Annotated in this window: 15 protein-coding genes; 9 read left to right on the forward strand and 6 right to left on the reverse strand. The window is 61.9% G+C overall.

Translation table 11 applies throughout. The annotated features are described in order from the left end of the window. Nucleotides 1-48 precede the first annotated feature (48 nt). Together IGS55_RS27930 and IGS55_RS00200 are read left to right on the forward strand one after the other, a co-directional pair. Nucleotides 49-1,308 (forward strand): sensor histidine kinase, encoded by a 1,260-nt coding sequence (locus IGS55_RS27930; protein WP_230518702.1) that lies wholly within the window; start codon nt 49-51, stop codon nt 1,306-1,308. Next, the gene (locus IGS55_RS00200; RefSeq protein ID WP_230518701.1) at nt 1,305-2,054 is read left to right on the forward strand and encodes a LytR/AlgR family response regulator transcription factor; all 750 of its coding nucleotides are present in this window, start codon (nt 1,305-1,307) and stop codon (nt 2,052-2,054) included. Before IGS55_RS27930 ends, IGS55_RS00200 begins: the two co-directional genes overlap by 4 nt. Before the next feature lie 23 nt (nt 2,055-2,077). On the opposite strand, the gene IGS55_RS00205 is transcribed toward IGS55_RS00200, so the two are convergent. Together IGS55_RS00205 and IGS55_RS00210 are read right to left on the reverse strand one after the other, a co-directional pair. Then, a complete protein-coding gene (locus IGS55_RS00205; RefSeq protein WP_034757699.1) occupies nt 2,078-2,296 on the reverse strand; it encodes a TOBE domain-containing protein in 219 nt (72 codons plus the stop codon). Between the two features lie 123 nt (nt 2,297-2,419). Then, nucleotides 2,420-3,484, reverse strand: a complete 1,065-nt coding sequence (locus IGS55_RS00210) for a hypothetical protein (RefSeq protein WP_230518700.1) — start codon at nt 3,482-3,484, stop codon at nt 2,420-2,422. Between the two features lie 140 nt (nt 3,485-3,624). Between IGS55_RS00210 and IGS55_RS00215 the strand changes: the two genes are divergently transcribed. Then, nucleotides 3,625-4,770 (forward strand): helix-turn-helix transcriptional regulator, encoded by a 1,146-nt coding sequence (locus tag IGS55_RS00215; RefSeq protein ID WP_230518699.1) that lies wholly within the window; start codon nt 3,625-3,627, stop codon nt 4,768-4,770. 42 nt (nt 4,771-4,812) lie between these two features. Here the strand turns inward: IGS55_RS00215 and IGS55_RS00220 are convergent, their stop codons facing one another. Next, nucleotides 4,813-5,868 (reverse strand): sulfate ABC transporter substrate-binding protein, encoded by a 1,056-nt coding sequence (locus IGS55_RS00220; RefSeq protein ID WP_268992025.1) that lies wholly within the window; start codon nt 5,866-5,868, stop codon nt 4,813-4,815. A 301-nt stretch (nt 5,869-6,169) separates the two neighbouring features. Between IGS55_RS00220 and IGS55_RS00225 the strand changes: the two genes are divergently transcribed. Continuing rightward, a complete protein-coding gene (locus IGS55_RS00225; protein WP_034757728.1) occupies nt 6,170-6,700 on the forward strand; it encodes a GNAT family N-acetyltransferase in 531 nt (176 codons plus the stop codon). A gap of 66 nt (nt 6,701-6,766) precedes the next feature. On the opposite strand, the gene IGS55_RS00230 is transcribed toward IGS55_RS00225, so the two are convergent. Then, on the reverse strand, nt 6,767-7,579 hold the full coding sequence (locus tag IGS55_RS00230) for a class II glutamine amidotransferase (protein ID WP_230518698.1): 813 nt from the start codon (nt 7,577-7,579) through the stop codon (nt 6,767-6,769). A 232-nt stretch (nt 7,580-7,811) separates the two neighbouring features. Here IGS55_RS00230 and IGS55_RS00235 point away from each other — a divergent pair, with 232 nt between their 5' ends. Then, nucleotides 7,812-8,648, forward strand: coding sequence for an EAL domain-containing protein (locus tag IGS55_RS00235; RefSeq protein WP_230518697.1), 837 nt, complete (start codon nt 7,812-7,814; stop codon nt 8,646-8,648). A 100-nt stretch (nt 8,649-8,748) separates the two neighbouring features. Continuing rightward, nucleotides 8,749-9,498 carry a YcbK family protein gene (locus IGS55_RS00240; protein WP_436481138.1) on the forward strand — a complete coding sequence of 250 codons (750 nt, stop codon included), beginning with the start codon at nt 8,749-8,751 and terminating at the stop codon, nt 9,496-9,498. 124 nt (nt 9,499-9,622) lie between these two features. Here the strand turns inward: IGS55_RS00240 and IGS55_RS00245 are convergent, their stop codons facing one another. Continuing rightward, nucleotides 9,623-9,826 carry a DUF3460 family protein gene (locus IGS55_RS00245; protein ID WP_230518696.1) on the reverse strand — a complete coding sequence of 68 codons (204 nt, stop codon included), beginning with the start codon at nt 9,824-9,826 and terminating at the stop codon, nt 9,623-9,625. 82 nt (nt 9,827-9,908) lie between these two features. Here IGS55_RS00245 and IGS55_RS00250 point away from each other — a divergent pair, with 82 nt between their 5' ends. Further along, nucleotides 9,909-10,790, forward strand: coding sequence for a LysR family transcriptional regulator (locus tag IGS55_RS00250; RefSeq protein ID WP_230518695.1), 882 nt, complete (start codon nt 9,909-9,911; stop codon nt 10,788-10,790). On the opposite strand, the gene IGS55_RS00255 is transcribed toward IGS55_RS00250, so the two are convergent. Continuing rightward, the gene (locus IGS55_RS00255) at nt 10,766-11,233 is read right to left on the reverse strand and encodes a PACE efflux transporter (RefSeq protein ID WP_230518694.1); all 468 of its coding nucleotides are present in this window, start codon (nt 11,231-11,233) and stop codon (nt 10,766-10,768) included. The two genes, IGS55_RS00250 and IGS55_RS00255, sit on opposite strands and share 25 nt — an antisense overlap. A 182-nt stretch (nt 11,234-11,415) precedes the next feature. On the opposite strand from IGS55_RS00255, the gene IGS55_RS00260 reads away from it, so the two are divergent. Continuing rightward, a complete protein-coding gene (locus tag IGS55_RS00260; RefSeq protein ID WP_230518693.1) occupies nt 11,416-11,859 on the forward strand; it encodes a hypothetical protein in 444 nt (147 codons plus the stop codon). A 139-nt stretch (nt 11,860-11,998) separates the two neighbouring features. Then, nucleotides 11,999-12,844: a DUF5672 family protein gene (locus IGS55_RS00265; protein ID WP_230518692.1), complete on the forward strand. Its 846-nt coding sequence runs from the start codon at nt 11,999-12,001 to the stop codon at nt 12,842-12,844. Nucleotides 12,845-12,927 lie beyond the last annotated feature (83 nt).

Genomic DNA, 12,927 nt, shown 5'->3' on the forward strand with positions numbered 1-12,927 from the left:
GCCGTAGACTGCGTTCATGCCTGAATCACAGACCACGGAGAACGCATCGTGTTAAAAAAATATACGGATTGGTACCGCAGCGTCGATGAGGAATCGCTGCTGGTGCTGAAACGCCCCGAGATGGCGGAGCAGGTGCAGGGACGGATGCGCCGCTACATCGCCATGAAGCTGGTCAAGTTGACGCCGATCGAGCGCCAGCAGTTGCACGATTTCTTGCTCAAGTACCGCGGCGCCGGTTTTTACATCGCCGCGTGCAAGCTGATGCTGTTGTTCAGCGCCATCGGCGTCGCACTGCACTTGCTGCTGCCGGCCAAGTTCGAATTGCTCAAGGCCCTCGTCTTCAGCAACGGCCTGGGGTTTGCGCTGGTGTGGGGCCTGGTGGGCGTCTGGTTCAATTACCGCAGTTCCGTGCGCAACAAGCTCAAGAAACTCTTGCTGATCGTGTCGACCTGCGTGGCCGGGGTGGCCGTTGGCGTGCTGCTGGCCGGCTTGAGCGATACCGGTTCCATGGACATGGCTTTCGAGCGTTTGCTGCGCGTGGGCGGCACGGCCTTGCTCGTGGCTTGCCTGTTTTACATGGTGCCGCTGGCGATCGTGACCACCTGGCGCAACCGCCAGTACGAAGCGCTGACCCTGCAGCTGCAGCAGGATGCCGAGCGCGATCGTCTGGCGCGCGAACTGAGCGAATCGCAGCTGCGCCTGCTGCGCGCGCAGATCGAGCCGCATTTCCTGTTCAACACCCTGGGCGCCGTGCAGCAACTGGCCGAGCAGGGAGCGCAAGGCGCCGGCAAGGCCGCCGCATTGACGGCCGATCTGATCGCCTTCTTGCGCGCCAGCCTGGCGGAGATGCGCAGCGAGCAAGTGCCCTTGCAAAGCGAGTTCGACATGGTGGCCGCGTATTTGCGCGTGATGCAGGCGCGCATGGGTTCGCGCTTGCGCTATGCGCTGGACTTGCCGGCCGAGTTTGCGCACGCGACGATTCCCAGCATGATCTTGCTGACCTTGGCGGAAAACGCCATCAAGCACGGTATTGAACCATCGTTGCGCGGCGGCGAGATCCGCCTGTCGGCGCTGCGGGTGGGCGGCATGCTGCGCCTGCGCGTGCAGGATACGGGCATGGGTTTGCCTGCCGGCGGCGCCGACAGCGCACAGGGCGGCGGACTGGGCCTGGAAAACGTGCGCAGCCGGCTGTTGCTGTCCGATCCGTCCGCCAGCCTGACCCTGCGCGATGGCGAAGAGGGCGGCGTGATCGCCGAAATATTGCTGCCCATCAAAATTGAAACGAGCCTGAAAGAAGCTGCCGCATGAATACCACCATCCTGATCGCCGAAGACGAACCGCTGATGCGCGAACGCCTGCAAAGGCTGCTGGCGCAAGCCTGGCCCGAAGCGCACGTCGTGCTGGTGGCGGAAAACGGCAACGATGCCTGGGACGGTTTCCTTGAGCATGAGCCGGACGTGGTCTTTCTCGACATCCGCATGCCAGGCCTGTCGGGCCTGGAAGTGGCCGAGCGCATCGGCAAGCGCGCCCACGTGGTGTTCGTCACGGCCTACGACCAGTACGCCGTCGATGCGTTCGACGCAGGCGCCGTCGATTACCTGCTCAAACCCGTGCAGGCCGAGCGCTTGCAGCGGGCGCTGGCCCGGCTGCGCGACAAGCTCGGCGCGCAGCCGGCCGACATGGCCAATCTATTGCAGTCGCTGCGCGCCGCCTTGCCGGCGCCGCCGCGCGACAAGTTGAAATGGATCAAGGCCAGCGTGGGCAAGCAGATCCGCCTGATCGACATCGACGACGTGCTGTTCTTCCAGGCCGACACCAAGTACACGCGCGTCGTGCTGGCCGGTTCGGAAGCGCTGGTGCGTACGCCCTTGAAGGATTTGCTGGGCGGCCTCGACCCGGAGCAGTTCTGGCAAATCCACCGCGGCACCATGGTCAACGTGAAAGCCATCGAGGCGGCCGAACGCATCGACGCCGAGCGCATGCAGGTGCTGGTGCGCGGCAGCACGGAAAAGCTGCCCGTCAGCCGCACGTTTACATATCTGTTCCGCGATTAGCTGGCAAGGCAAACGCCGCGCGCTTACTGGATCTTGGCGATCGACACTTCCGTCGATTTGACCAAGGCGATGACTTCGCTGCCCACCTTCAAGTCCAGGTCCTTGATCGAACGCGAGGTGATCACCGACGTGACGATGCCGTGCGGCGTTTCCACATCCACTTCGGAGACTACGGGGCCAAAGATGATTTCCTTGATCTTGCCGCGAAACTGGTTGCGTACATTCACTTCCGAGATAGCCATGATATTTCCTTTGTGCCCGTAATACGCCAAGCGGCGCGACAAGGCCAGAGTACGGCGCGCGCACGCTTTTGACCACGAATCGATGCGCATATCGATATGCGGAAAGGTTTCGTGGAAAGTGCCTCAGAAGGCAGCCGGAAGGTGCGCTATCGCGTTATTGAGGACCAGGTCGCATCGCTCCATCATGTCTTTATATTTTTCGGGCACATCCTTGTTGCGACTGAAACGGTTGAGCATATTGATGCACATGTCAGTCAAATGATTTTTCTGCAAGATCTGGTCGACGATATGTTGCGTGGCCCTGGAGATATGCCCGGCTGCTTCTGGAGAAAGTTGATTGCCGCTCTTGTCTGCCACGGTCACAAACCCGGCCCCCAACTTGCTCGCTTCGACTTGCCGCTCCAATGACGCTACCTTGTCCTGGGCGGATACCACAGCCGCTCGCGCGACAACGACATCGGCCAGCGCGGAACTGTTCTTGCCGTCCTTTGTCTGATCTTCCTGAAGCGCCGCCTTGTCATGCTGATCGCCGGTACTTTTGCCTGGTTCAGTTGCGGTGTCGCTCAAGTGCCTGAGCGTTGTCTTTTTGTCGTTGAGATCAAGTTTTGCCTGCTCGAGTTTGCTTTGCAATTGCTGGGTGGCCTCCGTATCTGTCACCGGCATATTGCTTATCTTGCGCGGAGTCATCGTGCCGGTCAATTGTTCGATGGCCAATACACCCAGTGTGAGATCTTGCGAGCGAGCCATCAGCATCATGACATCGCCGTCGGACAGCCAATTGTTTTGTGCAAACGCACAGATACGGAACAGATGTTCGCGCATCAAGGTGATCGATTGCGAATGCAGGCCGACACTTTGCGAATTGGCCTGCAACGCATTCGATACCGAAGCTGCGTTGTTGGCGGAGCTGACGGATGCGCCCAGCGATGAAATATAGGCTTGCAATGCGTCAGGGGTGGGCTCGGCACAAATGACACCCTTGGCATCGGCATATGCGAGGCGTTGCGGCGCATCCAGATGTATCGCAGTGGCCTGCTTGGGCAGTGCCGTAGCACGATCGATGGTGTTGAAATTGGCGCAGGCCGAGAGCGACAGTATTAGGGCGCTGCTCACGGCCAGGCGCCAGGAGGTATGGGTGAGGCGGGCCGGCACAGTCTTGTCGGAAACGTTGGTAGGCATGGTGGGCATGATGTGGCTCCTTGAACGTTGATGCTTGCATTGATCGGCTGGCGACGCCGCCGCAGGCCGCCGCCATTGACAACATCGTGCCTGCCTTGGTGCGCGTGCACATCCTCCATATGAAGGATGTGGCGCTATTGGGAGGGGGCGTGAATACAGACGGCGCCGATCCGGTTATCGCCGCCTTTTACCGGGCGGCATTGGAGCCACCGCAGTGGAGCGTGGCCATGCGCGCGTTCGCCGGGCTGGCGGGCGGCGACGTGGCTTGCTGTTTCCTGAAGGCGGAAACGGGCGCGGTGCCCTCGCGCTGCTATGTGACAGGGCTGGACCCGTCGGCCTGGGAGGATGGCTACCGGCGCTACTATCACGCGCTCGATCCTGGCTATGCGGTGCTCACGCGCGCGCCGCCCGGGCGCATGCATCTGATGCAGGATTATTTCAGCGAGCAGGCCGTGGCGCGCAGCGAGTATTTCCAGGATTTCTATTTGCGCGCGGGCGTGCGCTATTCGTGCAGCGGCGTCGTGCGCGACAACGGCGCGCTCACCATCTTGTCCGCGCACCGCGCCACGGGGCAGGGTCCGTATGATGCGAATACGCGCGTCCAGCTGCAGCGCGTGCTCGATCATCTGCCGAATGTGTTTTGCCTGCGCGATACGGCCCAGCAAGCCCAGGCGCATGGCGCGCTGGGCTGGGAGGCGCTTGATGCCTTGCCGCGCGCCATCTTGCTGGTCGATGCCTGCCTGCGGCTGGTTTTCATGAATCTTGCGGCGCAGCGCTTGCTGGCCGCCACGTCGCCGCTCGCCTCCGTGATCACCTTGCATGGCGGAAACGTGGCTGTGCGCATGAGTCAGTTGCAGCAGCAACTGGCGCAGCGTGTGCGGCAGGCCTGTGCCGGACTGGCGTGCCACCGTCCCGCGCCCTTGTATGCGAGTGATGAAGACGGCCGGCCCGCACTGGAAATTGGCATCCTGCCGCTGCCCGTGCGCATCGGCCCGGCAGACGGGGAGGGCGCCAGTCTGGCCATGCTGTCCTTGCGGCCACTGTTCAGGGCAGGGCGGCGGCATTGGCCCGGCGCGGCCGAGCGGCCATGTGGCTTGACGGGCGCGGAATGGTCGCTGGCGCTGGCCTTGGCCGACGGCATGGAACCGGTCGAGTATGCGCAGCGCCAGGGTGTGCGCATCAGTACCGTGCGCAGCCAGATACAGGCCATCCTGGCCAAGACGGGCACGCACCGCAGCAGCGAGATCGCCAGCCTGTTCAGCGCGCTTGAGTGGCACGCTGGCGCACCGCCATAAAAAAACCGGGACATGTCCCGGTTTTTGCTGATACGGCAGAGATTACTTCTGATAAATCTTGTCGAACTCGCCGCCATCGTCAAAGTGTTTCTTTTGCGCTTGTTTCCAGCCGCCAAAGACGTCATCGATGGTAAACAGGGTGATCGGTTTGAAGCTGGCCGCATATTTCTTCGCGACTACGGCCGAACGGGGGCGCAGATAGTGCTTGGCGACCAGTTCCTGGCCTGGTTCCGAGTACAGGTATTGCAGGTAGGCCGTGGCTTCCTTGCGGATGCCGCGGCGGTCGACGACCTTGTCGACGACGGCCACCGGCGACTCGGCCAGGATGGAGATGCTTGGATACACCACTTCGAAGTTGTCGCCGAATTCGGCGCGCACCAGCTGCACTTCATTTTCAAACGTCACCAGCACGTCGCCGATTTCACGCTGCGTGAAGGTGGTCGTGGCGCCGCGGCCGCCGCCGTCCAGCACGGGTACGTTCTTGAACAGCTTGGTAACGAGTTCGCGCGCCTGCGCTTCGCTGCCGCCTTTTTTCACGGCATAGCCCCAGGCCGCCAGGTAGGTGTAGCGGCCATTGCCCGAGGTTTTCGGGTTCGGCACGATGACCTTGATGCCGGGCTTGGCCAGATCGTCCCAATCCTTGATGCGTTTCGGGTTGCCTTTGCGCACCAAGTACACCATGGTCGAGTAAAACGGCGCCGCATTGTTCGGGAATTTCTTGGCCCAGTCGGCCACCACGAGGCCGCGGTCAACGAGGATATCGATGTCATTGGCCTGGTTCATGGTCACGACGGACGCTTCCAGGCCATCGGCGACGGAGCGCGCCTGCTTGCTCGAGCCGCCGTGCGACTGCTTGATGGTGATGGTTTCGCCCGTTTTGGCTTTCCAGTCAGCAATAAATGCGGGATTCACATCCTTGAACAGTTCGCGCATCACGTCGTACGAGGCGTTCAGCAAGACCACGGGTTCGGCGGCGCCAGCTGCCATCGGCAGGCTCAGGGCGGCGGCGGAAGCGGCCAGGGCGCTAGCCAGGAACCAGCGGCGGGAGCGTTGGGTGAGCGTCGCTGCGGTGGTCGATACGGCGTTGGAATGGGGCATGTTGAACTCTTGTTGTGAGAATAGATAGACATAGTCTAAAATTCCGGCCGGAAAAGAAACGAATTTTTCGTAATATGCTTAGATTTGATTCCCGTTTACGCTAAAAAACAGATATCGATTTTTGGAAACATTCGTGGGCAAGGCGCGCATCAGCACTTAGTCTGCAGGCATGGCGCCAGAGGCAAAACCGGTCTGTGGCGTGCGGCAAAAAACCCGATTGCGCCGCTTGGTGTATAGTCGAATCGCACGATACAGGGGTGAAACCGTCTGCATCGGCAACTGGAATATTTTGTGAGCGTACATGAGTCTTGAAATTCGTATTGCAACATCGACCGACGCTTTCGAGGCGTGCAACGTATTACGACGCTCCATCGTCGAATGCTGCAGCCTCGATCATCGGGACGATCCGGCCATCCTGGAAGCCTGGCTGGGCAATAAAACACCGCAGATGGTGGCGTGCTGGTTTGCGTCGCCCACCAATTTTTCGCTGGTCGCAGTCGAGGCGGGCGCCGTGGTCGGCGTCGGCTTGCTGACGCGCGCCGGCAAGCTGGCCCTGTGCTACCTGCTGCCCGAGGCACAAGGCCGCGGCGCGGGCAAGGCGCTGGTGGAGCAGCTGGAAGCGCAGGCGCGCGAGTGGGGCATCAAGGCCCTGCAGCTGCACAGCACGGCCAGCAGCCAGGCCTTTTTCGTCAAGCGGGGCTATGTCGAGGCGGGCAATGTGCGTTCGCCATATGGCGTGGAAACGATTTTTTGCTGGAAACAGATTGATCCCGCAGGCATTGCCAGTGGCGATCCCAAGCGCAAGCGCTTTTGCAACTGCAATTCGGCCTGACGGCTATCCTGCACTTCAGCCCGTCCATACGGCGGCGGGCCATTTCCTCCCTTTGAATAACTCCCTTCAGTAACTGATCTGGATATACACGCCTTGTGGCGCGGCATCGTTTGCCGGCAGCAAGGTGCCGTTCGCAAACAGTTTCAGTTCGCCGGGCGCGAAGGCCAGCCAGTCCTCGTTTTGCGTCAGCGGATGCGTGGCGATGACGGCGATGCGGTCATCCAGGTGATTATGCTGGCGAAAATCGATGCTGCGCTCGCAGTCGATCAGTTGCGCCACGGAAAATGGATATTCGCGTATCACATAGTGCAAATGCGTGGAACAGTGGGCAAACAGCAGTTCGCCGTCCGAGAGGATGAAATTGAAGGTGCCGTGCGCGGCGATGTCCGTGGCGACCTCGGCTATGGCGGCCCGCAGGTCGGCGCGCGCGGGTTCGCCGAGGGGAAACTGCGCGCGCAAGCGGGCCAGCAAGTGGCAAAACGCCTGTTCGCTGTCCGTGTCGCCGCTGGCGCGGTAGTGCGCATTGGTGGGCGCGCGCCACGTTTTCAAGTCCCCATTGTGGGCAAACGACCAGGTCTTGCCCCACAGTTCTCGGGCGAACGGGTGGGTGTTTTCCGGCGCGATGCGGCCCTGCGTGGCTTTTCGGATGTGCGCGACGATGTTTTTCGCCTTCACGGGATGCTGCTGCACCCGGGCCGCCAGCGGTGAATCGATGGCCGCCAGGTGATCGGTCAGCAAGGTGCAGCCGCTACGGGAATGATAGGCGATGCCCCAGCCGTCGCGGTGCTCGTCCGTGCGTCCGCCCCGTTCCGCAAAGCCGGCAAAGGAAAATCCCAGCGCTGCCGGCTTGCTGCTGTTCATTGCGAGTAACTGGCACATGGCGGCCCTTCCTGATGGTATCGGTACACGTCCACAGTAAAGGCGGAGGCCGGGCGCGGGAACGAATGTTTCCGACTATCGTTATGCGCTGGCCATCGCATCCCTTATGTGCTGGGCGCATATCAAATGGCGAAACCATTCGTTCTCCTTTGCTTGGCGCTGCCTTAGTCTGCACACTTTGGCGCCGTCTTCCCCACGAGGGCAGCCGGCGCAGCCCGATGAAGGAGCACGTATGCCATTTCCCGTCCTGAAAAATTACCTGGCCCGCCTGTCGCACCAAACCCAGGCCGGCACCAGCGTCTGGCTCGACGGGGAGGGCAGGGCGCTGGGGCGCTTTTTCAATTGCACCATGACGAGCGCCTTCCAGCCGCTGCGCGAACTGGGCAGTGGCAAGCTGGTGGCGTTCGAGGGCCTGGCGCGCAGCGTGTCGAAGGCGGACGAGGGCTTGTCGCTGTGGCGCTTGCTCGACCATGCGGCCAGCGACGATGAATCCGTGGAGCTGGACCGGCTGTGCCGCATGCTGCACGCGATCAATTTCTTTCGCCAGAGCGAAGCGGAGCAGTCGGACCTGTACCTGAACGTGCATGACCGCCTGTTGAGCGCTGTCAGCAGCAATCACGGCCACGCCTTCCAGCGCATTCTCGACGCGCTGGGCTTGCCCATCGAGCGCATCGTGCTGCAATTGCCGACGGTCACGCCGAACCAGGGCTGGCTGCTCAACTACGTGGCCGACAATTACCGGCGCAACGGCTTCCGCCTGGCCATCAACGTGGCCAGCGTGCAGGAAGCAACAGGCATGCTGGAGCGCTTGCACCCGCATGCGTTCAAGCTCGATGCGGGCAATCTCAGCGACGAGCAGGCCGTCGCCAGCTTCGTTACTCTGTGCCATGCGGCGAAGATCCGCGTCATCTTCAAGCGCCTCGATACGCCGGCGGCGCTGGCCGCGCTGCAGCGCATTGGCGCCGCCACAGGCTTGCCCATCGTGACCCAGGGTTATCTGCTCGACAAGCCTTTGACGGCGCTGGCACAGGCGAAAGGGGGCGTCGCGTCCGTCGCGGCTGCCGCCTGACGCAAAATGTCTTGAAATGAGGGCGACACGATAGGCATTGGAGGGTTTTTCTTCACGGCACAATACGCTATAGTATTCCCATCGTTAAATTGGACTGACTATGGCATCGCGCAGAAATTTTCTACATCACGGTATGGGCCTGGCCGCGCTGGGTCTGGTAGCCACCCCTCTCATCGGCTGCGCCTCGCGCACGGCCGCCCCCGCGTCGGCTTCGGCCAGCGCCAAGCCGCGCGCGCCGCGCACGGCCGTGCCACCGCAGCCGACGCAACTGGCCAGCGTCGACCGCTCGATCACGTCGCAGTCGCGCCAGGCCATCACCGAGATGGAACCGCCTCCCGACATCTTCGACGCGCAGGCGCTGGACCTGGAATTCTGGCTCAAGCCCCGCACCCTGGAAGTGGTGCGCCCGGCCAGCAATGAAAAGGCCAAGCTGCTGTACTGGAAAGATGGCGAAGTCATCGATTCTGCCTACCAGGAACTGTGCCACTTGCTGCGCGACGTGAACGGCAAGAAGACGGCGCCGATCGACCCGAAACTGCTGGAAACCCTGTGGGGCACGCAAGCGTTCGTGGCCCGTTACGGCATCGAGCAGCCGCTGGAGATCCTGTCGGGTTACCGCACGGCCGAGTCGAACAGCCGCCTGCGCGAAGCGGGCGTGCCGGCCGCGCGCCAGTCGCTGCATATCTCGGGCCGCGCCGCCGACATCCGCGTGGCGAATCTGAACGCGGAAGTGCTCGGTTCGCTCGTGCGCAGCTTCAAGCAGGGCGGCGTGGGCTTTTATTACCGCAATGGCCCGCGTGGCGGCTGGATTCATGCGGATACGGGCCTCCAGCGCACCTGGAAAGGTTAAACACCTGACCAAACCTACTGCGCGGCGCGCTTTGCGGCTTGCGATGCTCGCTGTGCTATAGCACAGCTGCGCTTCTCGGCCACAAATCACTGCCGCTCGCTACGGTTTTGTCAGGCGTTTTTGATTAGTCGTAATGGTAGGGCGGCTCCGGCACGCTGTCGGCGTGGATCAGTTCCAGTTCGCGCAGCTTGGCCGGGCGTTCCCACCAGATGCGCCAGCCGCGGCGCTGGTTTTCCAGTACTTCCGGGTGCATTTGCAGATAGCCGTCGATAAAGCGGGTAAAGTCCGAGACATAGCCGCTGCGGCGGTAAGGTAGGCGATGGCGCATGCGCGTCCTCCCATGGTTTTTCCTTTTGACCGCCCTTGCGCGCAAAAGTGCCGCACTTTCCACCGCACTTTCTACTTTCCCCATGAAACTGTCCAGCCATAACATCGAACTGTTCCTGGCCGTCGTCGACGGCGGTTCGTTCTCGGCCGCCGCGCGCACCTTGCGGCGGGCGCCATCGGCCGTCAGCATGGCGATGGCCAATATCGAGGCGGAACTGGGCATCGCCCTGTTCGACCGGGGCGCGCGCGAAGCAGTGCCCACGCCGGCCGCCACGGCGCTGATCCCGCATGCGCGCCTGATCGCCGAGCAGTTGAAGCAGTTGCACCTGCACGTGCAGGAATTGTCGCAGGGACTGGAAAGCCGCATTTCGCTGGGCATCGCGGCCGAGCTCGACCATGCGCCCTTCCTGGCCGCCGTGCGCGCGCTGTCGCAGCGTCATCCGCTGCTCGACATCGAAGTGCTGACGGCGCCGCAGGACGATGTGCTCGACATGCTGCACCGGGGCCGCATCAGCGCCTGCATGGCTTTTGCTGGCGGGCGCATCAATCACGAAGAACAGTTTCAGCTGGTGGGCAGCGATGCCTTGCTGGCGATTATCTCCACCCAGCATCCGCCCGACGCGGCGGGGCGCCCCTTGTATATCGAGGAATTGGTGAATTTGCGCCAGATCATCGTGGCCAGCCGCGAACTCGATCTGGCCGATGCGCGCCCTGTGGTGGGGCTGTCCTATTGGCGCACGGACAGTTTGCCGATGGCGTTATCGATGGTGGAAGCGGGACTGGGCTGGGGCAACTTTGCCGCCTCGGCCATCAAGGATTCGCTGGCGGCGGGACGGGTGCGCCGCGTGGCATTCAAGAATACGGGCAATGGCCTGGTCGTGCCCATCCACCTCGTGTGGATGAAGGACCGGCCGCTGGGCATGGCGGCGCGGTCCTTTCTTCAGTTGCTCAGCGAAGCGGCCTGAATGTCGCTGGGCTCTTCCTTCGGCTGCTGCGCCGACAGGGGCACGCCGAACAGGCCGTCAAAGAAGTAGTTGAAGATGAAGCTGTAGCACGGGATGATCAGCATCAGCGCGAAGTCCAGCACGAAGGCTTGCCACAAGCTGATATCGAGCCACCAGGCGATCAGCGGGATCAGGTAGATGACCAAGGTGATCTGGAAGCCGATCGCGTGCAGGATGCGGCGCCAGACCGTGCGCGTGCGCGACACCTGGCGGATTTCCCAGTATTCGAACGCCGTGTTGTAGAGCAGGTTCCAGATCACGGCGATGGTGGTGATCATGATCGCCAGCGGGCCCGTGCTGGTGGGCGACTCGCCCGAAAGCAGGGTCAGCCAGGCCGTGGAAATGGCCATGCCGATGATTTCAAAGGCGGTGACGTAGACGATTTTGCGTTTGATGCCTTGCATGTAAAGCCTGTAAAGAAGAGATGGCGCATATTTTAAGTCAGTCATGCTGATGTTAAAAGTTAATAGCTGTCAGTTTTTCTGATGAATTCAGCAGGGGAATACCATGCGCACCGCGAACGAGCGATAATGGCGGCTGGCGGGCAACCGGTCCCGCCGCATCACCGCAGAAAAGGTCAACGAGCATGCAAGGCGCAGCAGACAGCAACATCCCCGATACCTCCGCCAGCCCGGAAGAACGTCCCCGCTTCCGCCCCCGTCCGTGGGAACACCTGGAAACGCCGTACGACGTGGAAGTGTGGATCGAGGAACATAACCGCAGCATGCAGGACAATATCCGCGCCACGGAAACGGGCGTGGGTATCTGCTTTACCCTGGCCGAAGGCGGCGATATCTATATGCAGACGAGCGCCGACGGCGCCGTCGTGCTCGACGTGACGCCGGACGCGGCCTGGGTGTCGCCGCTGATCAGCGCGGCCACGGGCTGCGAGGCGCCGGACTCGTCCTTGTGGGTCTTGCCCGACGATAAGCTGATCCAGCTGATCGTGGGGCTGTCGAGCCTGGTGGCCAGTACTTTGCTGGTGGTCGGCCATGATTTCGGCTTGCGCCGGCACCGCATGGGCCGCTGAAGCGTTCTCGCGGCGGTGGAGCTGGGCGGCCATGCCACTTGTCGCGCTTGCGTTTGCGCTGTATCATGCTGGCGTTGCAAAATATGCCATGCCCGCGCCTGGCATGCCTTCCGCCTACCGTCCGATTGAAAAGCCTGCGATGCATAGTGACAAACTGGACCTCCGCGACATCAGCCTGGTGTGCGTGGAAACGCGTTATCCCGAGCTGGCCAGCTTTGCCATCGAGCGCTGCCTGGCCGGCGCCGATTTCAAGGAATGCCTGCTGTTCACCTCCCGCCTGCATGACTTGCCCCCGCATATACGCCAGGTGCTGATCGCCCCCATCGAGAGCGTGGAGGCGTATTCGGCATTCATGGTGCATGAGCTGGGCGCCCATTTCAGCGGCACGCATGTGCTCATCATGCAGTGGGACAGTTTCATCGTGGATACGCGCCAATGGCAGAACGCTTTTCTGGACTGCGATTACATAGGCGCACCGTGGTCGCATCGCCCGGTGGCCGTCGGCAATGGCGGCTTTTCCTTGCGATCGCGGCGCCTGTATGAGGTCTTGCCGCAGCTGGCCATCACGCAAGTCCATCCCGAGGACTATGCGATCTGTGAGTTGCATGGCGACCGGTTGCGCGAGGATTTTGGCGTGCGCTTTGCCGATGCCGGCCTGGCCTCCAACTTTGCCTTCGAATGTGTTGATCCCACCGGTCCCACGTTCGGTTTCCATGGTTTTTTCAACTTTGGCCGGGTGCTGGACGACCTGGCGCTGCGCGATTACCTGCTCCTGTGCGACGATGCCATCATGCATGCGTCCGCCGTGCGCAGGTTGATCAAGCAGTTGTATGGTTCCGGCCGCTATCGCATGGCGGCCCACGTATTGCGCCGGCGTCTCAACGGTGGCGCCGCCATGTTCGCCGACGCCTGCCTGCTTGCCTTGCGTGCCGGCTGGCATGCGCTCACGCATGGCCGCTCGCGCGCCGCTGCGCTGGCGGCGTAGCTGTTCTGACCGTTTGTGGCGAAAGTGGCATACCGGCAGGCATCGCTCGACACTGTGCACGGCGCGTGCTAGTCTCGCTACTG

This window comes from Janthinobacterium sp. EB271-G4-3-2 (assembly GCF_020858035.1).
Taxonomy (GTDB): Bacteria; Pseudomonadota; Gammaproteobacteria; order Burkholderiales; family Burkholderiaceae_D; genus Janthinobacterium; species Janthinobacterium aestuarii.

Excerpts from the sequence above, each read along its gene's own strand:
- IGS55_RS00200 (WP_230518701.1), top strand. The coding sequence starts at position 1,305 with ATGAATACCACCATCCTGATCGCCGAAGACGAACCGCTGATGCGCGAA.
- IGS55_RS00230 (WP_230518698.1), bottom strand. The coding sequence starts at position 7,579 with ATGTGCCAGTTACTCGCAATGAACAGCAGCAAGCCGGCAGCGCTGGGA.
- IGS55_RS00265 (WP_230518692.1), top strand. The coding sequence starts at position 11,999 with ATGCATAGTGACAAACTGGACCTCCGCGACATCAGCCTGGTGTGCGTG.
- IGS55_RS00240 (WP_436481138.1), top strand. The coding sequence starts at position 8,749 with ATGGCATCGCGCAGAAATTTTCTACATCACGGTATGGGCCTGGCCGCG.
- IGS55_RS00210 (WP_230518700.1), bottom strand. The coding sequence starts at position 3,484 with ATGCCCACCATGCCTACCAACGTTTCCGACAAGACTGTGCCGGCCCGC.
- IGS55_RS00260 (WP_230518693.1), top strand. The coding sequence starts at position 11,416 with ATGCAAGGCGCAGCAGACAGCAACATCCCCGATACCTCCGCCAGCCCG.
- IGS55_RS00250 (WP_230518695.1), top strand. The coding sequence starts at position 9,909 with ATGAAACTGTCCAGCCATAACATCGAACTGTTCCTGGCCGTCGTCGAC.
- IGS55_RS00255 (WP_230518694.1), bottom strand. The coding sequence starts at position 11,233 with ATGCAAGGCATCAAACGCAAAATCGTCTACGTCACCGCCTTTGAAATC.
- IGS55_RS00205 (WP_034757699.1), bottom strand. The coding sequence starts at position 2,296 with ATGGCTATCTCGGAAGTGAATGTACGCAACCAGTTTCGCGGCAAGATC.
- IGS55_RS00225 (WP_034757728.1), top strand. The coding sequence starts at position 6,170 with ATGAGTCTTGAAATTCGTATTGCAACATCGACCGACGCTTTCGAGGCG.
- IGS55_RS00235 (WP_230518697.1), top strand. The coding sequence starts at position 7,812 with ATGCCATTTCCCGTCCTGAAAAATTACCTGGCCCGCCTGTCGCACCAA.
- IGS55_RS00245 (WP_230518696.1), bottom strand. The coding sequence starts at position 9,826 with ATGCGCCATCGCCTACCTTACCGCCGCAGCGGCTATGTCTCGGACTTT.
- IGS55_RS00220 (WP_268992025.1), bottom strand. The coding sequence starts at position 5,868 with ATGCCCCATTCCAACGCCGTATCGACCACCGCAGCGACGCTCACCCAA.